Origin of the sequence: Sphingomonas sp. CROZ-RG-20F-R02-07 (assembly GCF_022662335.1) — a bacterium.
Lineage (GTDB): Bacteria > Pseudomonadota > Alphaproteobacteria > Sphingomonadales > Sphingomonadaceae > Sphingomonas.
Genome location: NZ_JAKNQJ010000001.1, coordinates 185,318 through 209,520, shown reverse-complemented (window position 1 = coordinate 209,520; position 24,203 = coordinate 185,318). Strand labels below are relative to the sequence as shown.

At 68.2% G+C, this 24,203-nt stretch carries 22 protein-coding genes; 7 read left to right on the top strand and 15 right to left on the bottom strand.

Annotation, left to right across the window (positions count from 1 at the left end; all coding sequences use genetic code 11):
- Window positions 1-113 precede the first annotated feature (113 nt).
- Together L8H00_RS00945 and L8H00_RS00940 are read right to left on the bottom strand one after the other, a co-directional pair.
- Entirely contained in the window at window positions 114-1,595 is a 1,482-nt protein-coding gene (locus tag L8H00_RS00945) for a trehalase family glycosidase (RefSeq protein ID WP_242095346.1), read from the bottom strand.
- Window positions 1,592-2,806: an MFS transporter gene (locus tag L8H00_RS00940; RefSeq protein WP_242095345.1), complete on the bottom strand. Its 1,215-nt coding sequence runs from the start codon at window positions 2,804-2,806 to the stop codon at window positions 1,592-1,594. The genes L8H00_RS00945 and L8H00_RS00940 overlap by 4 nt, the downstream gene beginning before the upstream one ends.
- A 271-nt stretch (window positions 2,807-3,077) precedes the next feature.
- On the opposite strand from L8H00_RS00940, the gene L8H00_RS00935 reads away from it, so the two are divergent.
- On the top strand, window positions 3,078-5,519 hold the full coding sequence (locus tag L8H00_RS00935) for a TonB-dependent receptor (protein ID WP_242095344.1): 2,442 nt from the start codon (window positions 3,078-3,080) through the stop codon (window positions 5,517-5,519).
- Window positions 5,520-5,580: 61 nt separating this feature from the next.
- On the opposite strand, the gene L8H00_RS00930 is transcribed toward L8H00_RS00935, so the two are convergent.
- From L8H00_RS00930 to L8H00_RS00920, 3 genes are all read right to left on the bottom strand, one after another.
- The gene (locus L8H00_RS00930; RefSeq protein ID WP_242095343.1) at window positions 5,581-7,560 is read right to left on the bottom strand and encodes a hybrid sensor histidine kinase/response regulator; all 1,980 of its coding nucleotides are present in this window, start codon (window positions 7,558-7,560) and stop codon (window positions 5,581-5,583) included.
- 1 nt (window position 7,561) lies between these two features.
- Window positions 7,562-9,073 carry an ATPase domain-containing protein gene (locus L8H00_RS00925; RefSeq protein ID WP_242095342.1) on the bottom strand — a complete coding sequence of 504 codons (1,512 nt, stop codon included), beginning with the start codon at window positions 9,071-9,073 and terminating at the stop codon, window positions 7,562-7,564.
- An 89-nt stretch (window positions 9,074-9,162) separates the two neighbouring features.
- Window positions 9,163-9,585, bottom strand: a complete 423-nt coding sequence (locus L8H00_RS00920) for a (deoxy)nucleoside triphosphate pyrophosphohydrolase (RefSeq protein ID WP_242095341.1) — start codon at window positions 9,583-9,585, stop codon at window positions 9,163-9,165.
- Window positions 9,586-9,658: 73 nt separating this feature from the next.
- Between L8H00_RS00920 and L8H00_RS00915 the strand changes: the two genes are divergently transcribed.
- Together L8H00_RS00915 and L8H00_RS00910 are read left to right on the top strand one after the other, a co-directional pair.
- Window positions 9,659-9,826 carry a Flp family type IVb pilin gene (locus L8H00_RS00915; protein WP_242095340.1) on the top strand — a complete coding sequence of 56 codons (168 nt, stop codon included), beginning with the start codon at window positions 9,659-9,661 and terminating at the stop codon, window positions 9,824-9,826.
- Window positions 9,827-9,939: 113 nt separating this feature from the next.
- On the top strand, window positions 9,940-10,107 hold the full coding sequence (locus tag L8H00_RS00910) for a Flp family type IVb pilin (RefSeq protein ID WP_242095339.1): 168 nt from the start codon (window positions 9,940-9,942) through the stop codon (window positions 10,105-10,107).
- 96 nt (window positions 10,108-10,203) lie between these two features.
- Here L8H00_RS00910 and L8H00_RS00905 read toward each other — a convergent pair whose 3' ends face one another.
- From L8H00_RS00905 to L8H00_RS18725, 4 genes are read right to left on the bottom strand one after another with little or no spacing between them, the layout of a single operon-like run.
- Window positions 10,204-11,151, bottom strand: coding sequence for an acetyl-CoA carboxylase carboxyltransferase subunit alpha (locus tag L8H00_RS00905; protein ID WP_242095338.1), 948 nt, complete (start codon window positions 11,149-11,151; stop codon window positions 10,204-10,206).
- A 10-nt stretch (window positions 11,152-11,161) separates the two neighbouring features.
- Window positions 11,162-12,088 (bottom strand): tyrosine recombinase, encoded by a 927-nt coding sequence (locus tag L8H00_RS00900; RefSeq protein ID WP_242095337.1) that lies wholly within the window; start codon window positions 12,086-12,088, stop codon window positions 11,162-11,164.
- A gap of 7 nt (window positions 12,089-12,095) precedes the next feature.
- A complete protein-coding gene (locus L8H00_RS00895; RefSeq protein ID WP_242095336.1) occupies window positions 12,096-13,919 on the bottom strand; it encodes a hypothetical protein in 1,824 nt (607 codons plus the stop codon).
- On the bottom strand, window positions 13,903-14,037 hold the full coding sequence (locus tag L8H00_RS18725) for a hypothetical protein (RefSeq protein ID WP_267380570.1): 135 nt from the start codon (window positions 14,035-14,037) through the stop codon (window positions 13,903-13,905). The genes L8H00_RS00895 and L8H00_RS18725 overlap by 17 nt, the downstream gene beginning before the upstream one ends.
- Before the next feature lie 75 nt (window positions 14,038-14,112).
- Here L8H00_RS18725 and L8H00_RS00890 point away from each other — a divergent pair, with 75 nt between their 5' ends.
- From L8H00_RS00890 to L8H00_RS00880, 3 genes are read left to right on the top strand one after another with little or no spacing between them, the layout of a single operon-like run.
- Window positions 14,113-14,685: a shikimate kinase gene (locus L8H00_RS00890; RefSeq protein WP_242095335.1), complete on the top strand. Its 573-nt coding sequence runs from the start codon at window positions 14,113-14,115 to the stop codon at window positions 14,683-14,685.
- Window positions 14,682-15,782, top strand: a complete 1,101-nt coding sequence (aroB, locus tag L8H00_RS00885) for a 3-dehydroquinate synthase (protein WP_242095334.1) — start codon at window positions 14,682-14,684, stop codon at window positions 15,780-15,782. Before L8H00_RS00890 ends, aroB begins: the two co-directional genes overlap by 4 nt.
- Window positions 15,782-15,922 (top strand): DUF2256 domain-containing protein, encoded by a 141-nt coding sequence (locus L8H00_RS00880; RefSeq protein WP_242095333.1) that lies wholly within the window; start codon window positions 15,782-15,784, stop codon window positions 15,920-15,922. Before aroB ends, L8H00_RS00880 begins: the two co-directional genes overlap by 1 nt.
- A gap of 654 nt (window positions 15,923-16,576) precedes the next feature.
- Here L8H00_RS00880 and L8H00_RS00875 read toward each other — a convergent pair.
- The 5 genes from L8H00_RS00875 to radA form a co-directional block, all read right to left on the bottom strand.
- The gene (locus tag L8H00_RS00875) at window positions 16,577-16,906 is read right to left on the bottom strand and encodes a DUF423 domain-containing protein (RefSeq protein WP_242095332.1); all 330 of its coding nucleotides are present in this window, start codon (window positions 16,904-16,906) and stop codon (window positions 16,577-16,579) included.
- Window positions 16,903-18,654 carry a cation:proton antiporter gene (locus L8H00_RS00870; protein ID WP_242095331.1) on the bottom strand — a complete coding sequence of 584 codons (1,752 nt, stop codon included), beginning with the start codon at window positions 18,652-18,654 and terminating at the stop codon, window positions 16,903-16,905. The genes L8H00_RS00875 and L8H00_RS00870 overlap by 4 nt, the downstream gene beginning before the upstream one ends.
- Window positions 18,654-19,082, bottom strand: a complete 429-nt coding sequence (locus tag L8H00_RS00865) for an iron-sulfur cluster assembly scaffold protein (protein WP_242095330.1) — start codon at window positions 19,080-19,082, stop codon at window positions 18,654-18,656. The genes L8H00_RS00870 and L8H00_RS00865 overlap by 1 nt, the downstream gene beginning before the upstream one ends.
- The gene (locus L8H00_RS00860) at window positions 19,079-19,645 is read right to left on the bottom strand and encodes a CvpA family protein (protein ID WP_242095329.1); all 567 of its coding nucleotides are present in this window, start codon (window positions 19,643-19,645) and stop codon (window positions 19,079-19,081) included. The genes L8H00_RS00865 and L8H00_RS00860 overlap by 4 nt, the downstream gene beginning before the upstream one ends.
- A gap of 404 nt (window positions 19,646-20,049) precedes the next feature.
- The gene (radA, locus tag L8H00_RS00855) at window positions 20,050-21,423 is read right to left on the bottom strand and encodes a DNA repair protein RadA (protein ID WP_242095328.1); all 1,374 of its coding nucleotides are present in this window, start codon (window positions 21,421-21,423) and stop codon (window positions 20,050-20,052) included.
- A gap of 89 nt (window positions 21,424-21,512) precedes the next feature.
- Here radA and L8H00_RS00850 point away from each other — a divergent pair, with 89 nt between their 5' ends.
- Window positions 21,513-22,667, top strand: a complete 1,155-nt coding sequence (locus tag L8H00_RS00850) for a glycosyltransferase family 1 protein (RefSeq protein WP_242095327.1) — start codon at window positions 21,513-21,515, stop codon at window positions 22,665-22,667.
- A gap of 243 nt (window positions 22,668-22,910) precedes the next feature.
- On the opposite strand, the gene clpX is transcribed toward L8H00_RS00850, so the two are convergent.
- Window positions 22,911-24,176 (bottom strand): ATP-dependent Clp protease ATP-binding subunit ClpX, encoded by a 1,266-nt coding sequence (gene clpX / locus L8H00_RS00845; protein ID WP_242095326.1) that lies wholly within the window; start codon window positions 24,174-24,176, stop codon window positions 22,911-22,913.
- Window positions 24,177-24,203 lie beyond the last annotated feature (27 nt).

Sequence of the window (24,203 nt, the reverse complement as noted above, 5' to 3'; positions counted from 1 at the left end):
CGGTGCGCGCCTTCAGCCCTTTGCCCTCAGTCCGGTGCTGCAACGTCGTGCGGAGACGGGCAGCGACCGCCTTCGACGGAGATCCCGCTCAATCCCGCCCCGGCAGCGATCGGTCAGGGATCGAGAAACGCGAGCGTCACGCCGTTCGTCCAGCCGAAGCCGATTTCCGCCACATACTCCCCGCCGCTGCCGGGGCGTCCGCGTTCGACGTCGTATTTTTCCAGCAGGACGCCGCTTGCACGGTAGTTGCGCTCGACCATCGACGACCAGCGCTCGGCGATGGTCGCGGCGAGCGCGATATGGCCGTGACGGCGCAATCCCTGCGCCACGATCCATTGCAGCGGCGCCCAGCCGTTCGGCGCGTCCCATTGCTCGCCGGTCTCGTCGAGCGTCGTCACGATGCCGCCGTCGCGCAAAAGCTGCTCGATCGCGCGCACCGAGATCGCGCCCCGCTCCGCGTCGCTGACGGCCGTGAACAGGGGAAAGCCGCACGCGGCTGTGAGCTGGTTGGAGACCCGCGCCGCATCGATGTCGTAATCGGCGTAGAAACCGCCCGCGGCGTTCCAGAGATGAGCGTTGATCGCCGCCGCGCGCTTGGCCGCCCGGTCGGCGAACGCTGCGGCGTCGGCGGCATGGCCCAGCGCTTCGGCCTCGTCGGCGATCGCCTGCTCCAGCCCGTGCAGCAGGCAGTTCAGATCGATCGGGATCAGGCGCGTGGTTCGGATCGTCGCCAGCGTGCGACCATCGCCCAGCCAGCGCGAGCTGAAGTCCCAGCCGCTCTCCGCCGCGGCGCGAACGTCGCGCCATAGCGTCGCGCTGTCCCGGTCGGGGGCCTCCGCCGCCAGCGCCACGTCCTCACGCCAGGATTCGTCCCGCGGGGAAGGCTGATCGTCCCAATAGCGATTGAGGACCGCGCCGTCCGCCAGCCGCACGACGCGGCGATGCTCCTCGCCCGGCTGCAACCTCTCGGCCCCCGCCATCCAGAAGCGGTGCTCGGTCTGCATCCACTGGAGACGCTGGCGCCGTGCCGCCTCGCCTCGCGCGTTCGACAGGCCCGCAACCAGATAGAAGACCGGCGGGTGCGAACGGCCGAGATAATAGGTGCGCGTGCCGTTGGGGATGTGGCCGAACCGGTCGAGCAGGCTACCGAAATTCGCGATCGCGTCCTCGACCGGCTGTGGGTTGCCGAGCCGTCGATGCGCGAGAAGCGTGAAATAGCTGTCCCAGTAATAGAGCTCGCGGAAGCGACCGCCGGGAACCACGAACGGCCGCGGCATCGCGATCTCGGAGGATTGCGGCGCGGCGTGGGTCTGCTCGCGGGTGAGCACCGGCCAGAGGTTGCGGATATGATCGACCAGCGGCGCTTCGCCGCGCACGGCTTCGCGATCGTCGGCGGGCAGTTCGAAATGGTGCGCGACGAAGATGCGCAGCGCATCGTCGCCGACGGGCGGTGCCGCGTCCCAAGCGCGGAGGATGTCCGCCAGCGGGCGCCGCGGCACGGCATCGGCGAACGACTTCGAATCGGTGAACAGCGCGCGTTCCTGAACGGCCGTGAAGATCGGACCGAACAGCGCCGCCGGGCCCGGCGGCGTCATGCGCCCACCGCCGCCGCGTCGCGCTGGCGTCGGCGCATGACCGGCAGGGTCGCGGCGATCACGCCGATCGGGACGAGCAGGAAATAGAAGGCGAGTGCGCCGGACAGGTGCTGGAAGAGCAGCCCGGTCAGAAACGATCCGATCGTGCCGCCGAGTGCGGAGAAGATCACGATCAGCCCGATCATCGCCGGGTGGTGCGCCTGTGGCAAGGCGCTGAGCGCGACCGAACACACGGTCGGATAGATCGGCGCCATGAACAGCCCCAGAAGCGGAAACAGGAACGCCGCGACCGGGGCGTCGGACCAGCCGATATCGGCGCGCGGCACGACGCCGCGCGCGAGCGGCAGCGAGACGAGGATCAGCACCGCGATCGCGCCGAGACAGGCGAGCAGCACGAACAGCCACGACCGGCGCCGCAGCAGCCAGCCCGAAGCCAGCCGGCCGAGCGCGAGCGAGGCGAGGAAGATCGTCGACATCTGCACGCTCATCGCGGTCGGCAAATGCAGGACTTCGCGGTTGAAGGTCGGCAGCCAGCTTCCCACGCCCTGTTCGATCAGCACGTAGAAGAACAGCGCCACGAGCATGATCGTCGTGGCCGGCAGCATCGCCAGCGTCGCCATCTCGCGCCAGCCGGCCTGCGACGATGCGGCGCGGGCCGCCGGTTCGCCCAGCGACACCGTCGCCCACAGCAGTGCGCTGACGCCGCACAGCCCCGCGAGCAGCCAATAGACATGCAGCCACGCGCCACCACCGACGAACCAGGAGAAGATCCAGATGCCCGCCAGCACACCGACCATGAACGCGCCCTCCACGGTGTTGGTGATGCCGGCATGTTCCGCCGGATCGCGCGCCAATTGCCCGATCGTGGCATAGGTGGCGACCTTGACGATGCCGAAGCCCAGGCCGGTCATGACGAACAGGCCCTGCATGGCGGTGAAGCTGCCCAGCGTGGACACGATCAGGCACGTCGCCGCCATGAGCATCAGGACGCCGATGATGGCGCGCCGGAACCCGAACGCGGCGACGCGGGTCGCGAGGAAGAAGGAGGCCGCCACCACCGACAGATCCTTGCACGCCTCCAGACCCGAACCCATCACCTTGGTCGCGCCCAGATGCTCGATCGATTGCAGGATGACGACGCCGACGCTGTTCATGAGGATGCCGAGCGTCGCATAGCTCAGCGCGAGCGCGACGATCGTCCGCACGCGCATCGATGGATTCCGCCCGGACGGCTTGGGCTTCGCGCCGACGTAACTCATGGGGTCCCCGCCTGTTCGGATCGATCGTCCGTTCACCGCCTGTCTAACAGTTCTGAAACGCTTTTCAACGGCGTTGCGTCCGGCCCTGTGCATGATGCTGCGGGTGCGCTTGGCGCAAGTGACCATCCGTACAAAGGTATGAAAAGAATATTGAAATGCGTTTCAAACGCATCTAACCCAAATCCGGCGAGGCAAGTGTGCCCGTTCGACAGGGAGAGGGTGGATGAAGGCCATGAATTTCACGCATGTGATCGCGGGGCTGCTTTGCGGCTCGGCGATGCTGTCCGTCCCGGCGGTCGCGCAGACCGCGCCTGCCGACGCTTCGCCTCAGGCGCCATCGGGCCAGGCCGCACAGCCGGATGCGACCCCCGACGACATCGTCGTGACCGGCACCCCCAATCGCGAGGGCCTGCGCAAGCTCGATGCGAGCTATTCGATCTCGACCGCCACCGCCGAGCAGATCCGCGAGGTCCAGCCCACGTCGACGGCGGATCTGCTCAAGATCGTGCCCGGCCTGTGGGTTGAGAGTTCGGGCGGCCAGGCCGGCGCGAACGTCTTCATCCGCGGCTTCCCGTCTACCGGCGACGCGCCCTTTCTGACGGTCGAGATGAACGGCTCTCCGATCATCCAGCCCTCGTCGCTGTCGTTCCTGGAGGACAGCTCGGTCTTTCGCCTGGACGACACGGTCGAGCGCGTGGAGGTGCTGCGCGGCGGCCCCAGCCCGATCTTCGCCAACGGCCAGCCCGGCGCCACCACCAACTTCATCCTGAAGACGGGCACGCAGGATCCGCAGCTCTCGTTGCGCACGACCTATGGCACCGAGGGGACGTACCGGCTGGATGCGGTCGCGCAAGGGCCGATCGACGCCAACACCACGTACATGCTCGGCGGTTTCTACCGCTATTCGGACGGTTTCCGTCACACCGGCTTCACGGGCGATCTCGGCGGCCAGGTGACGGGCAGCATCACGCATGATTTCGGCGCAGGCAAGCTCACGGTCTATGGCCGCTATCTCGGCGACAAGGACGCCTTCTACACGCCGATGCCGCTCGTCCAGAACGGCAGCGGCTTCCAGACCTTCGCCGGCTTCGACGCCCGCACCGACACGCTGGTCGGCCGCGAGATCGAGACCACGATGATCGAAACCGGGCCAGCCATCAATGGCGGCGCGACCCAGAAGAAGCAGGTCGATCTGTCGAACGGACGCGGCGCGCATCTCTACACCTTCGGCAGCACGTTCAACTATGATCTGGGCTTCGTACAGGTCCAGAACAACGTGAACTACACCAGGGGCACGGCCGATACGTCCGCGCTGTTCACCGGCAGCAACCCGCAGACCGTCGCGGCCTATCTCGCGGCCTCGGGCGGCGCGGGCACCGTGACCTATGCCGACAGCGGCGTGGCGCTGACGCCCGGCCAGCAGACCATCCAAGCGGGCATCTGGTCCGTCCAGAAGCATATCGAGAGCTTCACCGACGAACTGAAGATCTCCAAGCAGCTGTTCGCGGGCAACACGCTGACGCTCGGCGGCTATTATGCGCATGTGAACGATCATGACGTGTGGAATCTCGGCAACAACATCCTGCTGGCGCTCGAGCCGCAGGCGCGGGTGCTGAACGCGACGCTCGTCAACGGCACCCAGTTGACCCGCAACGGCTTCACCAGCGCGAACAGCTATGACGTCAACGCCTATTACCGCAGCGACAACGTCGCGGGCTATGTCAGCGACGAGTGGAAGATCGGGCAGTTGCGACTCGACGGCGGCGTCCGCGTCGAGCACACCATTCTGACCGACCATTACGAGAACAGCTCCACCGGCGATCTCGATAACAATCCGCTGACCGCGTACAACAACGGCGCCACCTATCTGAACGGCACCTTCTCCGACGCGCGCTACACGAAGACGCAAGTGAGCTGGACGGCCGGCGCGGATTATGCGTTCGGAGACCATCTGAACGGTTTCGTGCGCGCCAACCATGGTGCGTTGCTTCCGCAGTTCGACGATCTTCGCGGCAATGCGACCGCGATCCAGAACATCAAGCCGCAGGTCGCGGACCAGTACGAAGCCGGCCTGAAGACGGCGACGCACCTGTACGATCTTTATCTTACCGGCTTCTACAATCGCTTCCACAATCTCGTGTTCCAGGACATCCGGATCATCAACGGCGTGGAGCAGAACGTCGTCCAGTTCGGCGGATCGCGCGCCTATGGCCTCGAATTCGAAGGCGCGGTGCGGCCGGTCGCGGGGGCCCAGCTCGCCGTGCGGGGCGTGGTGCAGAACGGCAAGTTCGTCGATTTCGGGACCAATTCGGGCAACGACGTCAACCGCCAACCCCGGTTCCAGATCGCGGCCATCCCGTCCTACACCTTCCGCACGGGCTGGGGTCAGGCGCGGTTGTTCGGCACCTTCACCCATATCGGCGACCGCTTCGCCGATCTGGAGAACCAGCAGCGGCTAGGCAGCTACAACACGGTCGATCTTGGCGGCTCGCTCGACATCAACGATCGCTTCTCGATCCAGGCCACCGGCGAGAACGTGACCAACACGCTCGCGCTGACCGAAGGCAATGTGCGGACCGTCGGGGCGGCCAATCAGAACGGCTATTTCCTGGGACGGCCGATCTTCGGCCGGCATGCCACGATCACCGCGGCCTACAAGTTCTGAGGCCGCCGACGGGAGATCGGCCAGCAACGGCGCGATGCCGTCGGCCGGTCTCCCGCCCGGATCATTCCACCACCCTCAGCCGCCGCCCATTGGCCGGACGCTGGCGAAGGAGCTCGTCCACCTTGTCGGCGAGGTCCACCTGGCGGAACGGCTTGCCGAGCCGGACGACGTCGTCGGGCACGTCCTCCCCGGTCGCGGCATAGCCCGTCACGAGCAAGGTGGGGATGCGCATGCCGATGGAGCGCAGCTCGCCGATCAGTTCGCCGCCCGTCATGCCCGGCATCAGATAATCGCTGACCAGCACGTCCGCCTCGATTCCGGATCGAAGCGCCGACAGCGCCTGGCTCGCCGAGCCCACCTCCACCACGACATAGCCGAGATCGCGCAACATATCCGCGGTGGCGGACCGGACGAGCTCCTCGTCGTCCACCAGCAGGATCCGGGCCGCGCGCCGCGCGGGTGCGGGGTCGCTCGCCTTGCGCGCGGCGTCGTTGGCCACCTCGTCGGTGGCGGGTAGCCAGAGTTCGACCGCGGTGCCCGCCCCGGGCTCGCTGCGCAGGTGGAGAATGCCGCCGGATTGCGCGGCGAGGCCATGGACCATCGACAGGCCGAGACCCGTCCCCTTGCCGACACCCTTGGTCGAGAAGAACGGCTCGGTCGCACGCGCCAGCGTCGCGCGGTCCATGCCGGTGCCGTTGTCCTCGGCGATCAGCCGGACATAGCGGCCGCCCTTCAGGTTCAGCGGATTGCGCTCGTCGACCGCGACCTCCGCCACCGACAGGAGAAGCCGTCCGCCGCCCGGCATGGCATCGCGGGCGTTGATCGCCAGGTTCAGCAGCGCCAGCTCGAGCTGGTTCGGATCGACCCGCGCCGACGGCAGGTGGCGCGGCACTTCGAGCACGACGGCGATCGTGGGGCCGAGAGAGCGCCGGACGAGATCGACGATCCCGTCGATCAGCGCACCGACATCCACCGCCCGCGGCTGGAGCGCCTGTTTGCGGGCGAAGGCGAGCAGCCGCTGCGTCAGCGTCGCGGCGCGTTCGGCCGCCTGCAGCGCGCCGCCCACCATCCGCTGCGTCTTCTCGTCGTCCTTGTGACGACGGCGGAGCAGATCGAGGCTGCCCACGATGGGGGTCAGCAGATTGTTGAAATCATGCGCCACGCCGCCCGTGAGCTGGCCGATGGCGTCCATCTTCTGCGCCTGGGCGAGCTGGGCGTCGGCCTCTTTCTGGTCCGTCACGTCGGACACCACCCCCGCCATCCGCAGCGGCTCGCCGTCCGGATCGTACCGGACGCGGCCCTTCGCCGCGATCCAGCGGCTGGTGCCGTCCGCCGCCAGGATCGCGCATTCCACGTCGAGCGCGCCAGACAGGAGCGCCTTGCCGAACGCCTCCTCGATACCCGGACGCTGCGCTGGATCGACATGGGCGAGGAACGTCTCGACGCTCCACTGCGCCACCGGCTTGGCATAGCCGAAGATCTCGTCGTGCCGCGGCGTCCGGCGTGCGTCCCCGGTGCGGAAGTCGATGTCCCAGCTGCCCATCCCGGCCGCGTCGAGCGCGATCTCGAGGCTTTCGCGCGCGGCGGCCAGTTCGGCGGTGCGATCGAGCACCGCGCGCTCGAGCGTCTCGGCGGCATCGCGCACCTCATATTGCCGACGCCGTGCCTTCAGCGACGACAGGACCGCACCCAGCATCGCCTCGGCATGAAGGGGACGCTGCAACAGGACGACGTTGCCCAACTCCGCGAGGCGCTTCGTGGCGGCCTCGGTACGCGGCGCTGCGGCGCCGTTGGCGAGCACGATGAAGGGAATGTCCGACCAGGTGGGTTGAGCCGCCACCCAGGCGGTGAGCGCGGCCGGATCGCCGATCGCGAGTGCCTCTTCGGTCAGCAGGATCATCCCCGCCCCCGCCTCAGCGGCCGCGATCAACTCCGCCTGATCCTTGCAGACCATCGCGGCCATACCGTGCCGCCCGAGCAGCTTGGCGGCGATGGCGGCGTCCCGCCCGCGCGGCGCCAGGATGAGGACGCGGTCTTCCATCTCAGCCATTCCCGGCGGACGATCCCGGCCGATGGCGCATCAGCGTCGTGCCCTCTCCCGAAAAGGTCGGAACGCCGGTGAGGATGCCTTGAAAATCCCGCAGCGCTTCCCCGACCTGCAGCCCTTCTTTGCCGATCTGAAACTCGCGGATCGTGCGCTCGTGCGGCGCGGTGCGCGTCTTGATGACCGAGATCGCCTGGCGCACCTCGCCCAACGCCTCGAAGAAGCGGAGCTGCACCACGGTGTCGGAGAGATAGCTGAGATCCACGTCCTGCCGGACATCGCCGGTGACGCCGTGAAGCCCGAGGATCAGCATGCTGACCACGCCCTGCTGCCCCAGATAGGTGAGCATCTCGTGCATCTGGAGCACCAGGAACTGTTCGCTCGGCATCGATTGCAGATAGGCGTTGAGACTGTCGATCACGACCATCCGTACGCCGTCCTTCTCGACCGCGCTGCACACCGCGCCGGCGAATTCGCCGGGCGACATCTCGGCCGGATCGATCGCGCGGATCGTCAACTGGCCGCTGTCGATATGCGGCTGGAGATCGAGGCCGAGCGCCGCGCTTCGCTTCAACAGCGTCGGCAGGCGTTCGTCGAACAGGAAATACGCCGCCTTCGTGCCGCGTTTCAGCGCCGCCAGCATGCACTGGACCGCAGCGGTGGTCTTGCCGATGCCCGCGGGCCCGGTCAGCAGCGTGGCGGTTCCCGGAACCAGCCCGCCGCCCATCAGCAGGTCGAGCTGATCCGATCCCGTGGACACCGGATCGGCAAGCGAGCTGCCGTCATGGCGCGCCGCGACCAGCCGCGGATAGACCCGCAATCCGCCGCGCTCGATCTCGAAATCATGATAGCCGCCACGATAGCGCAGGCCGCGCATCTTCATGACATGCAGCCGTCGTCGCTGCGCCCCGAAGCCGGACAGCGTCTGTTCGAGCGACACCACCCCGTGTGCAATGCTGTGGAGCTGCAGGTCCCCGCCCGACGCGCTCTTGTCGTCGAGGATCAGCACGGTCACTTCACGTGTCGAGAAGAAATGCTTTAACGCCAGGATCTGCCGCCGGTAGCGGATCGCACTTTGCGCGAGCAGCCGCAGTTCGGACAGGCTGTCGATCACGATGCGCTTGGGCTTGGCGGCGTCCACCTTGTCCATGATGTCGCGTACCGTCTCGCCGAGTTCGACCTCGCTCGGGTGAAGCAGCGTTTGTTCCTGATCCTCGCCCAGCCCGTCGGCCGGCACCATCTCGAACAGTTCGATCGAATCCAGCGTCCACCCGTGCGTCGCGGCAACGGCGCGCAGCTCGATCTCGGTTTCGGCGAGCGTGATATAGAGGCCGGACTCGCCCGCGGCGGCACCGGCCAAGAGAAAGCCCAGGCCCAAAGTCGTCTTGCCCGTGCCCGGCGTGCCTTCCACCAGATACATGCGGTGGGGCGTGATGCCGCCGCCCAGGATCCGGTCCAGCCCCTCGATGCCGGTGGATGCCACCGGCGGGATATGTTCGTCAGCTCGCATGGGCATCTTCCGCATCGCGTGCCCGACACCAGGATGTGCCGGGCCACCGATCATAGGGGCCCCTCCACGGTTCGCAAAGTGCCGCGTTGTCAAAGCTGTGCGTCGAGCAGCCCGATCAGCGGGCGGTCGGCGGGGGGCATCGGCAGCGCGTGCATCTCAGCCGGGCGCACCCAGCGCAGCGCCGCCGCTTCCAGCGCGCGCGGGACGCCGGTCCATTTGCGCGTGACGAACAGCAGCAGCAGCAGGTGACGATCGCCGAGCGGCGCGCTGGCGAACGCCGCCGGCGCCAGGCACGCGCAGGGCACGGTGATCGCCAGTTCCTCCTCCAGCTCGCGGATCAGCGCCTGCTCGGGCGTCTCCCCGACCTCGATCTTGCCGCCCGGGAATTCCCATAGACCGGCCAGCGACTTGCCCGCGGGGCGTTGCTGCAACAGCACGCGGCCGTCCGCATCCACCAGCGCCGCGGCGCAAACGGGCAGGATCAGCGGCGTGGCGACGGCGATGGAAGACATTCGTTAACCCCGTGCCACTAACCCGGCTTTCATGAAACCGACGCGTCCATCCGTAAAGGCCGTGATTTGCACGGTGTCGCGCCTGGTACGCGATTCCCGCGCCGCGACGGCCATCGAATATGGCCTCATCGCCGCGCTGATCGTCGTCGGCGTGATCGCCGCGATCGGCGGCGTGGGCACCGTCACCAGCGGCATGTGGAACAACACCAGCGCGCGGGTGAGCGCCGTGACGCCGCGGTAAAAATACCCGCTGGATTTAAGCCTTTATCAACCGTCGAGGCCTAATTCTTTCGGTGCTGCTCCGGTTCACCGGTTCAGCCGGGTGACTGAAGCTTTCAAGACATGGAGACCGGTATGCAGATGATCCGCAAGGTTTTTGGTAACAAGAAGGGCGCGACCGCCATCGAATACGGCCTGATCGCCGCACTCATCGCGGTTGCCGCGATTGCCGCGATGCAGGGCCTGGGCAACAAGCTCCAGACGACCTTCAACAACGTTTCGTCGAACATGAAGGCCACGTAAGCCTTACCCGACGATCGGAAACGCGAGGGGGCGGCGGAACCTGGTTCCGCCGCCCCTTTTCGTCGTGCGTGCGCCTCTTCGTCGCGCGCGAAAGCGTTACAGCCGGCCCATCGCCAGAAACTTCTCGCGCCGGCCCTGCCGCAATTGCTGTGCGCTCTGACCGCTCAGTTCGCCGAGCGTCGCGCTCAGTGCCGCGCCGAGCGAGGCGATCGCCGCCGCCGGTGCGCGGTGCGCGCCGCCCAAGGGTTCGGGCACGATCGTGTCGATCACGCCGAACGCCTTCAGATCCTGGGCGGTGACGCGCATCGCCTCCGCCGCCTCGGGCGCCTTGTCCGCGGTACGCCACAGGATCGACGCACAACCCTCCGGGCTGATGACCGAATAGACCGCGTGTTCGAACATCAGCACGCGGTTGCCCGCGGCGAGCGCCACCGCGCCACCCGATCCACCCTCGCCCACGATCGCCGCGACCACGGGAACGCCCGCGTTGAGGCACGCTTCGGTCGAGCGCGCGATCGCCTCGGCCTGGCCGCGCTCCTCGGCCTGGATGCCGGGAAACGCGCCCGAGGTATCGACGAGCGTCACGATCGGCAGCCCGAACCGGTCCGCCAGCGCCACCAGCCGGATCGCCTTGCGATAGCCCTCGGGCTTGCCCATGCCGAAATTGTGGCGAAGCCGGCTGGCGGTGTCGTCGCCCTTTTCATGGCCGATCACCATCAGCTTGCGCCCATCGAGCGTAGCGAAGCCGCCGAGGATCGCCTGATCGTCGCCAAAGGCGCGGTCGCCCGCCAGCGGCACGAACTCGTCGAACAGCCCGGCGACATAATCCTTGAAATGCGGGCGCTCGGGATGCCGCGCCACCTGCGTCTTCTGCCACGGCGTCAGCCTGGCGAAGGTGTCCTTCAGCAGCTTGTCGGATTTCGCCTGGAGCCGCGCGATGTCGGCGGCGATATCCACGCTGCCGTCCGCCGCGGTATCGCGCAGTTCGTCGATCCGGCCCTGAAGCTCGGCGATCGGTTTCTCGAAGTCGAGGAAGCTTGCCATGACGGTTCGGTTAGGTCGGGCCGCGCGCGGCGTCAACGCGGGGGCCCATCTCGGCGAGTGGGTGCCGGGTGTTGACCAGCTCGACCAGCCGGCTCGCATCGACATGCGTGTAGATCTCGGTGGTCGCGATATCGGCATGGCCGAGCATCGTCTGCAGCGCGCGCAGATCCGCGCCGCCCGCCAGCAGATGCGTGGCAAAGGCATGGCGCAGCACGTGCGGGCTGATCCGATCGGGCGGGATCCCGGCGTCCGCGCCCAACGCCTTGACGATCTGGTGAAGCCGCACGCGCGACAGATGGCCCTTGCCGGAGGGGAACAGCCACGGATTGGCCGCGTCGCTCGCCTCGCGCCAGGCCGCCACCGCGGCGCGGGCGCGGTCCGAGATCGGCACCAGCCGTTCGCGCCCGCCCTTGCCGCGCACGATCAGGAAAGGCTTGTCGGGATGCACCGCGCCGCGCGGCAGGCCGACGAGTTCGCTCGCGCGCAGGCCCGATCCGTAGAGCAGCTCGATCAGTGCGGCGAGCCGCAGGTCGTTCGGATCCGGAATCGCACGCGCCAGCCGAGCATCGATCGCGGTGAACAGCGAATCGACGTCGGCGCGGCTCAGCACCTTGGGCAAGGAACGCCCCGCACCCGGCCGCGGCAACGCGGCGCCGGGATCGTCCGCGCGCAACCCCTCGTCGGCCAGAAAGGCGTAGAAGCGCCGCAGCGCCGCCGATTTGCGCGCGACGGTGGCGGTGGCTAGCGCGCGCCATTCCTCCGCCACCCGCCCGAGCATCGCGGCATCCGCCTCGCCCAGCCGGCCGCCCAGCACCTCGGACGCCAGCATCAGGTCGCTGCGATAAGCGGCGATCGTGTTCGCCGCGGCGCCGGCCTCCGCCGCGAGCATCTCGAGAAAGCGGTCGACGAGCGCGCGGTCGCCGCCGCCTGCGCTCATCCGGCCATCAGACCCGTGCAATCGCCTCGGCCGCGATCATCCGCGCCTCGCCCTCCAGCCCGACGGCGCGCAGCGCGCCGACGATGCGATACAGCGCCTGGGGCGGCACGCCGCGCCAGTCGCCCGTCTGCATCCCGATCGCCGCCAGCAGCGCGACGGTGCCCGGCTGGCCGGCACGCGCGGCGCGATCGAGCGCCGCAGTCCAGGCGTTTTCCGCACCGATCTTCACGTCGAGCGATTCGGCGGCGCGTTCCACATCCGCCGGCGCGACGCGCCCGAGCCCCGCCATGCCCGCGAAGAACATCCGCCGCTTCAGCACGGCATCGCCCTTGCCGGCATAGCCGTTCAAGTCGCGATAGCTCACCGTCCGCCCCTCGGGATCGGCCAGCGCGAGCATCGCCCAGGCATCGCTCCCTTGCGGCACATAGCCCTGCCAGCGCAGCGCGGTGCGATCGAGCCCGGCCGACAGCATCGCCGCGATCAGCGTCGCGGCATCCGCATCGTTGGCGGCGGGCATCACCAGCCCGGCCGCACGCGCGGTCAGCACCATCCGGGCATAAGGGATGCGGGCGTCCGCATTGCCCCATAATTGCCGGAGCGCGGCGGCGCGCGCGTCCGGGCTCGCGCCCGCATAGGCGGTCTGAAGATCCTGCGCGGTCGCATCCGCGGCGCTCGGCGAATCATTCGCTGCGTCCACCGCGCCATAAAGGTCGATCAGCGCCGCGCTCGACAGCACGCCCTGCGCCGCCGCCGCCTCCGCGGCCGCGATCCGGTCGTTCAGCGGCACGCCGGGTGACAGCGCGCGCCAATAGGTCACTTGCCGCCCCACCCCGGCATAGAGCGAATCGGGGATGGCGACGCCCGTGGCGGTGGCGAGGCCGAAGCGCCACGCGGTCAGCCGGTCGACGCCGTCCCATTCGATCGTCACCGCCTGGCGACCCTGGCCGCCGATGCCGAGCACCTTCTGCGCGAGCAACAGGTCCACGCCGCCCGCGACATGGTGGCGCCGGGCCGCGGCGAACAGCGCGGTGCCGCGCGCCGACTGACCGGCGAGCCCGGCGCACATCGCCTGCGCCAGCGTCCAGCCGCCCTCATGGCCGATCCGCACGCCGGCATCGGCGAGCGGGCACAGGCCCGCCGGATCGCCGTTCGCCAGCTCGGCGTTCATCGCCACCTGCAGCAATTTGGGCGTATAATTTGCGTCGTCGACGCCCTGAACCACCGCGCGCGCCGCGACCGATTCGCCCATCCGCAGCAACAGCCATGCGCGTTCGGCGGCGAAATCGGCGCCGTTCACATGCGGCGGCGTGGCCACGCTGGAGACGAGCGCGCGCCGCAACAGGATCGACATCCAGCGCGACGGCAGCGGCGCGGACAGCCGCCGCATCAGCATCTCGACCATGCGCCCGTCGGCCTCGCCGAACGCATCCGCGGCGAGCCCGCCCTCGGCCGGCCCCGCAGCCCCCACCAGCGCGAGCGAGCGCCGCGCGGAGGCGGGCAGCTCATATTCGGCAAGCGCGCGGGCATCCGGCGGGGTCGGCGTGGGTGTTGGCGTCGGCGTCGCGCCGGGCGTCTCCACCGGCAGCGGCTGCACCGTCGCCGGCGCGGGCGATGCACCCGCTACAGGCGCAGCACCGCTCGGCCGCGGCGCGGGGCCTGCGGAACCGGGTGCGCGCGGCGCGGCCGCGGTCGCACGCGGGGCGGGCGCGGGCTCGCCGAAACCGGGCGGCAGGATCGATTCGGGGCGCTGCTGCCCGATCGCGGGATAGGCGGCGGCCGCGGCGAGCGCGAGGCCCAGGCCGCCGATCAGCGCCTTATTGGAGGTTCGCAAGCGCGACGGCCTTTTCCACATGCGTTTGCGGCCGCTCGGTCGTGCGCCCGGCCAGGAGGACCATCCCTCCGATCACGATGACGGCGAGGACGGCGATGGTCAGGACGAGGCGGGACATGGACGAACCTTACATGTTGCACGGACGCGCAAGCTTTTGGCGAACCCGCATGGTCGCTGTATAGCGCGAGGCTCGATGTTGCAAAGCCACGATCCCCAAGCGGCCAGCCCCGCCCCGCCCCCAGACGCTCCGCCGCCCGAAAAGGGCAAGCCGATCGTGCTCGTCGGCCTGATGGGCGTCGGCAAGACGACCGTCGGCCGCCGGCTCGCGGTGCGCCTGGGCCTCGCCTTCGTCGATGCCGATCACGAGATCGAGCGCGCCGCGGGCATGAGCGTGACCGAGATCTTCGAACGCTTCGGCGAAGCCTATTTCCGCGACGGCGAGCGGCGGGTGATCGCGCGGCTGATCGACGGCCGGCCCAAGGTGATCGCCACCGGCGGCGGCGCGTTTCTCCACCCCGAAACGCGCGCGCTGATCCTCGAACAGGCGACCGCGGTGTGGCTGAGCGCGCATCCCGATGTGCTGGCCGACCGCGTCGCGCGGCGCGACACGCGGCCGCTGCTGCGCGGGCGCGATCCGCGCGTGGTGCTGCGCGAACTCGCCCGCGTCCGCGATCCGGTCTATGCGCTGGCCCCCATCCATGTCGCCAGCCAGCGCACGCCGCACGAGGCGACCGTCGCCGCCATCATGAAAGCCATCGGCCGATGAAGACCGTTACCGTTTCGCTCGGCGAGCGCAGCTATCCGATCCATATCGAAACGGGGCTGCTGACCATCGCGGGCGACCTGCTCGCGCCGCTGCTCCAGGGCCGGCGCGTGGCGATCGTGACCGATTCGAACGTCCTGCCGCATCTCGCCACGCTTCAGGCGGCGCTCGCCGAAGAGGATATCGCCAGCGAGGCGATCGTGCTGGCGCCGGGCGAGGCCACCAAGAGCTGGGGCGTGCTGGAAACGCTGTGCGACCGGCTGCTCGAACTCGGGATCGAGCGCGGCGATCACGTGATCGCGCTGGGCGGCGGGGTCATCGGCGATCTGGTCGGCTTCGCCTGCGCGATCCTGAAGCGCGGCTGCCGCTTCGTGCAGATACCCACCACCCTGCTGGCCCAGGTCGATTCGTCGGTCGGCGGCAAGACCGCGATCAACACGCGCGCGGGCAAGAACCTGATCGGTGCCTTCCACCAGCCGGTGATGGTGCTGATCGATCCCGCCGTGCTAGACACGCTGCCGCCCCGCGAACTGCGCGCGGGCTATGCCGAGATCGTCAAATACGGCCTGATCGACGATGCGCCCTTTTTCGCCTGGTGCGAGGCGAACGGCGCGGCGCTGCTGGCGGGCGACGAGGATCTGCGCGAACGGGCGATCGCGCACAGCGTCGCGGCCAAGGCGCGGATCGTCGCCGCGGACGAGCATGAAACCAACGGCACGCGCGCGCTGCTGAACCTCGGCCACACCTTCGGCCATGCGCTGGAGGCGGAGGCCGGCTTCGACGGCACGCTGATCCATGGCGAGGGCGTCGCGGCGGGCTGCGCGCTCGCCTTCGCCTTTTCCGCCGCGCAGGGGCTTTGCACGGACGCCGACGCGGCGCGGGTGGCGGCGCATATGCGCGAGGTGGGGCTGCCCGACGGCCTCGCCGCCACCGGCATCGCCGCGAGCGGCGCGCGGCTCGTCGATCACATGCGCCACGACAAGAAGATGGACGCCGGCACGCTGCCCTTCCTCCTCGCGCGCGGGATCGGCGGCACCGTCCTCGATCGCGGCGTCGATCTGACCGATGTCGCGACCTTTCTCGACGCCCAGCCACGCTGATGCCGAACGGTGTCGCCAAGGCCAACCTCCCGACCAAGACCTGCCCCGCCTGCGAACGCCCGTTCGCCTGGCGCAAGAAATGGGCGCGCGACTGGGAAAGCGTGATCTATTGTTCGGATGCGTGCCGCCGGAAACGCTGAGTTGGGGAGCGGCGGGGTTTATGGTGCGGGTGTGGGACCAAGGCGACGGAAGGACCGCTTACGCCCACTTTTGGTCATTTAACCACGAGAACGCAAATCCTGAAAGCCGCCACCCGTTTCACGATAACATCTATGATCTCGACCGCCAGGCGAAGGGCGCTGTGATCAAGACGAAAACCATAAACACGATTTGGTCAATAACCAGCGGTGCGCCCGCGAGACCATGACGTAGCGGTGGAAAGTAATGTGCCGTTATCCATACATTACAGATCACATCAGTAACGATGATCGTAGTAGTTGCGGCAACACCATAATTTTGTCGTATAAATAGAAGCACCACAGTGGCCGGATCAAGAAAAGCTAGAATCGTCCAAAACACGGCGGCGGATTTGGGGAATAGGCCGTGATCGTAAAAGAAGCCATGATGAAAAATATCGGTCCAATGGTTGTAAGTCGCACCGAGGAGGCATGCTCCATAGATTATTCGCAAAACGAGGCTGCGTCTGCGCGCCCCACGGTCGTCTATCTTTTCCATCGTGTGGCAATATCGTCGTATCTAACCGGCGGTCAACGGCAGCTAACGCCGAACGTATATCCTGAACCGGCCTTTCCGGAATCCACCACCTCCAGCCATCGCCATATCGTCGCCGGCCCCTACCCCCGCGCGCGCCACGCCAGCCACAGCCAGCCGCCGATCAGTAAGGCGCCCCCGATCGGCGTCACCGCGCCAAGCCAGCGCGGCGCGCCGATCGCCATCAGGTACAAAGTCGTCGCAAAGACGAAGCCGCCGCCGACGAACAGCCACGCGGCCACGCGCGCCTCCATCCGGATCGCGACCAGTGCGGCGACGGCGTGGATCAGTTGGTAATGGCCGCCGGTCTTCAGCCAGTCGGCCGCCGCCCCGCTCGCGCCATGCGCGCCGAACGCCCCCGCCGCGACCGCCATCGCGCCCGACAGCGCGGCTAGGATCATCAGCAGGTTCATGCGCGCGCATCCTTCATCTCGGCGGTCAGCGTCTCGATGCCCGCGCGCAGGTCGCCGCTGTCGCTCTGCAACCGCAACCGTTCGGCATCGGCCTTGCGATACTCCGCCTCGGTGCGGTCGATGTCGTCGCCGTCCACCTCCAGCGCGTCGAGCGCCAGCCGCCCCATGCACACCGCCGATTCGAACACCTCGCGCACCGCGCCGGCGATCGGCGCACCCGCCATCCGCATCATGCTGCGCCGATCATAGGCGCGCACGAACACTGCGGCATCGGGAAACGCCGCCTTCACCCCGGCCAGCATCTCGGCGTCGATCACGTCGCCGTCGATGCAGAACAGCAGCAGCGCCGCATCCGCCGCGCCGGCCTGGCGGAGCAGATCCATCCGCGTGCCGTCGCCATAATAGACCTTCGCGCCGAACGTGCCCGCCGTCTCGATCATGTCGGTATCGGTGTCGATCAGCGTCACCGAAATGCGCTGAAGCTGGAGCATGCGCGATACCGTCTGCCCGAAGCGGCCATAGCCGATCACGATCGCGCTCGCGCCGTCGTTGCTCGGCGTGGCCAGCCCCGCGCCGTCCTTCACGGGCTCGGCACGGAAGCGGCGCGTCACGCCCATCAGGAACGGCGTCGTCGCCATCGACAGCGTGACCACCGCGCCGAACAGGCTGGCGGCCTGCGGTTCGATCAGCATCGCCGCCTGCGCCTGGGCGAACAGGACGAAGCCGAATTCGCCCCCCTGGCTCAGCAACAGCCCGAGCGCCAGCGCGCCGCGCCACGGCATCCGGAACGCCTTGCCGATCGCGAAGATGATGAGCGTCTTGGTGGCGATCAGCGCGACCGCCATGCCGACGACGAAAAACGGCCGCTCGGCGATGGCGTGAAGATCGAGCATCATGCCGACCGCCAGGAAGAACAGCCCGAGCAGGATCGAGCGGAACGGGTCGACATCGGCCTCGAGCTCGTGGCGATAGGGGCTGTCGGCCAGCATCACGCCCGCGACGAACGCGCCGAGCGCGGTGGAAAGCCCCAGCGCCTCCATCACCGCCGCGCTTGCGATCACCGTGAACAGTCCGGCGAAGATGAACATCTCGCGCTCGCCGAGCACGCCGATCAGCGTGAACAGGGGCCGCAGCAGGAACCGCCCGGCCAGCACCAGCCCGGCGATCGCGCCCACCGTGTACAGGGCGAGCAGCCATCCCGGCGGCGCGCTGGCATCCGCTGGCGCGCGGCTGAGCGCGGCGACGATCGTGATGAGCGGCACGATCGAGAGATCCTGGAACAGCAGGATCGAAAACGCCCGCTCGCCGAACGGGGTGCGCAGCCGGCCCGCCGATTGCAGCATCGGCAGCACCTGCGCGGTGGACGACAGCGCCAGCGGCAGGCCGAGCGCGAGCGCGGCGGAGGGCGAGACATGCGCCAGGCCGAACACCACGCCCGCCACCGCCAGCCCGCATGCCACCACCTGAAGCAGTCCGACGCCCAGGATATCCTGCTTCATCGCCCATAAGCGAGAGGGCGAGAGTTCGAGCCCGACGAGGAACAGCAGCAGCGTGATGCCGAGTTCGGCGATCCCCATCTTCTGTTCGGCATCGCCGACCAGGCCCAGCACATGCGGCCCGACGATCGCGCCGGCGACCAGGAAGCCCAGCACCTGCCCGAGCCCCAGCCGGCGGAACAGCAGCACCGATCCGAGCGCGAAGCCCAGCAGGACCACACCGTCGCGCAACGTCGAGACGGTGTGCCCCATCAGCGCGGCCCCCGCGCGGCGTCGGCGGCGTCTGCGGCGGCTTCGAAGGCCAGCCGGATCGAGGGGTGGCGCGCGGTATAGTCGAGCGCGGGTTCGAACACGCCGAGCCCCGGCCAAGCGGGCGGCTCGCCTTTGCGCGCCAGCCATGCGGTCAGCGCGTCGCGCGCCGCGGCGAGTTCCTCGGGCGTGCGGCCCAGGATGTTCGCGGCCAGCAGCGACGACGCGGCCTGGCCCAGCGCACAGGCGCGCACCAGCAGCCCCACCGCGCTCACGCGCCCCTCCGCATCCAGCGCCACGTCCACCGTCACCCGGCTGCCGCAGATCGGCGATCGCCGCTCCGCGGTGGCCATCGGTGCCGCCAGCCGTTCGTGATACGGGATCGTGGCGGCGAGCCGCAGGATCTCGGCATTGTAGAGCGGCGTGCTCATCGCGTCGGCTCGCTCATATTGTCAGGGTTGGCAGGCAATGGGCGCGCGCCGAAGACGGGGAGCCCATGGCGGCGGCGATCGACGAAATCGGCGATACCCGCGCTCGTCGCGTTAAGCAGCGGATAGGTGCGCGACGCGGTCATCCAGAGTGGCCGCCGCGCCGCGCCGCCGCCGACCGTGTCGATCACCAGCGTGGCCAGCAGGAAGACGAGGCTGGCGAGGATCAGCCCCTTCAGCGCACCGAAGCCGAAGCCGAGCGCGCGATCGACCGGCCCCAGAATCGAGGTGCGCGTCCGCCGGCCGATCGCGCTCGCCACCAGACGGCCGCCGATATAGCAGCCGCCGGCGATGATCGCGAAGGCGAGCACCGCCGCGCCCGACGCCGTGCCGACGACGTGCGTCAAGGCCAGAGCGAGGCTGATGTGGAACAGCTTCAGCGCGGCGACGATCGCGATCCACGCGAAGAGCGACAGCACCTCCGTCACGAACCCGCGCACCAGCCCCATGATCGCTGCCCCTGCGACCGCGATGAGCACGATGATGTCGAGGGCGGTGAGGTTCATGCCCGCTGGAATAGGGATGCGGACGGACAATCGCTAGTGCGTGCGTGGAAGGGGGCGGTCGGGGCGTCGGGGCGATCTCCCTGTTCGTGTCGTTGGGCGGGATCGTGCACGACGAATGGTGGGTCTCTATAAGTACCCTCGCCCAACTGGGCCCCGGCCTTCGCCGGGGAACAGGTTTGAAATGGGAAGCTGACGTGCGCCGGAGCGATCCTCACCCCGTTTCTCCCTTGTTCCCCGGCGAAGGCCGGGGCCCAGTTGGGAGACGATCATGATGGCCGCTAACTTTTCCGATCAGGCCGCCATTGAACACCACCACGAAGAATGGGCTCACGCGGAGCGTGAACCCGTTCCCTTCTTGCCGCCATGCGGACCGGGCGGATGGCACAGTCGCCGTACGGCCCCACTCACCCCCGCCCGAGCATATGATCGACGAAGCTCGCCAGCGTGCGAAACCCCGTCAGCGTCAGGTCCGCCTTGCCGCTGGCCACCGCCGCGGGCACCAGCGCGCGTTCGAAGCCGAGCTTGGCCGCCTCCTTCATCCGCAACGGCCCATGCGCCACGGGGCGGATCTCGCCCGACAGCGCGACTTCGCCGAACGCGACCGAGTCGATCGGCACCGGCCGCTCGCTCAGCGCCGAGATCAACGCGGCCGCCACCGCCAGATCGGCGGCGGGATCCTGCACGCGGTAGCCGCCTGCGATATTCAGATACACTTCGCAGGCCGAGAAGCTCAGCCCGCACCGTGCCTCCAGCACCGCGAGGATCATCGCGAGGCGCCCCGAATCCCAGCCCACCACCGCGCGCCGGGGCGTCGCCCCGCTTGCGAGGCGCACCGTCAGCGCCTGGATCTCGACCAGCACCGGGCGCGTGCCCTCCAGCGCGGGAAACACCGTCATCCCCGTCACGCTCTCGTCGCGGTGCGTGAGGAACAGCGACGAGGGGTTGGCGACCTCGGTCAGCCCCTCGGTCGCCATCGCGAAGACGCCGATCTCGTCCGTCCCGCCGAACCGGTTCTTGATCGCGCGCAGGATGCGATATTGGTGGCTGCGCTCGCCCTCGAAGCTGAGAACGGTGTCGACCATATGCTCGAGCACGCGCGGCCCCGCGATGCTGCCGTCCTTGGTCACATGCCCCACCAGCACGACGGCGGTGCCACGCTCCTTGGCGAAGCGGATCAGCTCCTGCGCCGAGGCGCGCACCTGGCTGACCGTGCCGGGCGCGCCCTCGATCAGGTCCGAATGCATCGTCTGGATCGAATCGATCACCAGCAATGCGGGCGGCTGGCCCTGCGACAGCGTCGTCAGGATGTCGCGCGTCGATGTGGCGGCCGCGAGCTGCACCGGGGCGCTGCCGAGCCCCAGCCGCCGCGCGCGCAACCGCACCTGATCCGCCGCCTCCTCGCCCGAGACATAGGCCACGCGCAGGCCCGACAGCGCCATTTTCGCCGCCGCCTGCAACAACAGGGTCGATTTGCCGATGCCGGGATCGCCGCCGATCAGCGTGGCGGACGCCTCGACGAAGCCGCCGCCCAGCGCCCGATCGAGTTCGGCGATCCCGGTCGCCATCCGATCGGGCAGCGCGATGTCCGCATCCAGCCCGACGAGCTGGATCGCCCGGCCCCCGGTCTGAAGATTGTGCTTGGCGTGGAAGGGCGTGGCGGCGGTGTTCGCCTCCTCCACCATCGTGTTCCATTCGGCGCAATCGCCGCATTGCCCCGCCCAGCGCGACGCGACCGAACCGCACGCCTGGCACACATACCGTTTCTGGGGCTTCGCCATGACACCATTGTAGGAGAACGATTGGGGAACATCAATCCCGGTCGGGCGGGGGGATGGCGTTTGCCAGCCCTCCCCGCTAACGCGCCGCGATGCAGCCGACCGATCTCCGCGTGGCCCTGTTCAGCGGCAACTACAATTACGTGCGGGACGGCGCGAACCAGGCGCAGAACCTGCTCGTCGGCTATCTGCTGTCGCGCGGGGTGAACGTCCGCGTCTATTCGCCGACCACGAACAAGCCCGCCTTCGCACCGACGGGCGATCTGGTGAAGGTGCCGGGCTTCTCCTTCCCCGGCCGCGGCGAATACAAGCTCGGCCGCTATTTCCCCAAGGAGACCCGCGCCGATCTGGAGGCGTTCGCGCCCAACATCATCCATGTCTCGGCGCCCGAATTCCTGGGGCACGGCGCGCTCACCTACGCGCGCGCGCACGGCATCGCCTCGATCGCCTCGGTCCACACCCGCTTCGAGACGTATTTTCGCTATTATCATATCGGGCCGCTCAACATCGGCTTCGTCGAGCCGGCGATCCTGTGGATCCTGAAACGATTCTACGGCCGTGCGGATCGCCTGCTGGTGCCGACCCCTTCGGTCACCGCGCTGATCCGCGAATGGGGCGTAACGACGCCCGCCGATCTGTGGCCGCGCGGTGTCGATCACGATCGCTTCAATCCGCAGGCGCGCAGCCTCGAATGGCGGCGCTCGCTGGGCATCGCCGATCACGAGATCGCGATCGGCTTTCTCGGGCGGCTGGTGCTGGAAAAGGGGCTCGACGTCTTCGCCGACGTGACGACCGCGCTGCGCGCGCGCGGCATCGCGCACCGCGTGCTGGTGATCGGCGAAGGGCCGGCGCGCGACTGGTTCGCCGAGCGTGTGCCCGACGCCGCCTTCGCCGGCTTCCAGCGCGGCGACGATCTGGGCCGTGCGGTCGCCTCGATGGACATCCTGTTCAACCCCAGCATCACCGAGACCTGGGGCCAGGTGACGTCCGAGGCGATGGCGGCGGGCGTGCCGGTGGTGGCCGCGCGCGCGACGGGCGCGGTCGATCTGGTCGAGCACGGCGTCACCGGCTTCCTCGTGCCGCCGCGCGACACCGAAGCCTATGCCGAAGCGATCGGCCGGATCATTGCCGAACCCGCGCTGCGCCGGACGATGGGCGAAGCCGGCCATGCCCGCGCCGCCGGCTTTCGGTGGGACAGCGCCAACCAGAAGGTGCTCGACGCGTACATGACGCTGCTCGGCGGGTAGAGTTGAACTTGACCTTGCTCCGTTCGCCCTGAGCTTGTCGAAGGGCTTGTACCGACTGCGAAGGCAGGCCTGCGGAGAGCGTGCTTCGACGAGCTCAGCACGAACGGATTTGATAATCCAATCAAGCCGCTGACATCCCGATCCAGGCCCGCGACCTTCCCATCGGATGGGACGACAGCCCACACGAAAACGGGCGCCGATCGCTCGACGCCCGCTTCATCGCTGCCGGAAGGCGCGCCGCCGTCAGGCGGCGTCGCCCGCCTTCTTCTTTTCGGCATAGACGCGGATCGGTTCCTTGCGGCCCTCGATCACGTCCTTGTCGATCATCACCTCGTCCACGCCGTCCATGCCGGGCAGCTCGAACATCGTGTCGAGCAGGATGCTTTCGAGGATCGAACGAAGGCCACGCGCACCGGTCTTGCGCTCGATCGCCTTGCGCGCGACCTGCACCAGCGCGTCGTCGGTGAAGCCCAGCTCCACGTCCTCCATCTCGAACAGCTTCTGGTATTGCTTCACCAGCGCGTTCTTGGGCTCGCTCAGGATCTTCACCAGCGCGTCGATGTCGAGATCCTCGAGCGTGGCGATCACCGGCAGACGGCCGACGAATTCGGGGATCAGACCAAACTTCAGCAGATCCTCGGGCTCGGTCTGGCGCAGCAGCTCGCCGGTGCGCCGCTCCTCGGGCGCCGCGACATAGGCGCCAAAGCCGATCGACTTGCCCTGCAGGCGATCGCCGATGATCTTCTCGAGGCCGCTGAACGCGCCACCGCAGATGAACAGGATGTTCGTCGTGTCGACCTGCAGGAATTCCTGTTGCGGATGCTTGCGCCCGCCCTGCGGCGGAACGCTCGCGGTCGTGCCCTCCATCAGCTTCAGCAACGCCTGCTGCACGCCCTCGCCCGACACGTCGCGCGTGATCGAGGGGTTCTCGGCCTTGCGGCTGATCTTGTCGATCTCGTCGATATAGACGATGCCGCGCTGCGCCCGCTCGACGTTATAGTCGGAGGCCTGGAGCAGCTTGAGGATGATGTTCTCGACATCCTCGCCGACATAGCCCGCCTCGGTCAGCGTCGTCGCATCCGCCATCGTGAACGGCACGTCGAGGATGCGCGCCAGAGTCTGCGCGAGCAAAGTCTTGCCGCAACCCGTCGGGCCGACGAGCAGGATATTCGACTTGGCAAGCTCGACATCGGCACCCTTGGCGCCGTGGTTCAGCCGCTTGTAATGGTTGTGCACCGCCACCGACAGCACGCGCTTGGCCTGCTTCTGCCCGATGACATAGTCGTCGAGCACGTTGCAGATCTCCTGCGGCGTCGGCACCCCGCCGTCCTTCTTGGACACCAGGGCGGACTTGGTCTCCTCGCGGATGATGTCGTTGCACAGTTCCACGCACTCATCGCAGATGAACACCGTGGGGCCGGCGATCAGCTTGCGCACCTCGTGCTGCGACTTGCCGCAGAACGAGCAATAGAGGGTGCTCTTGGAGTCGCCACCGCTCAACTTCGTCATTCAAACCATCCTTCGGGCGGAGACCGG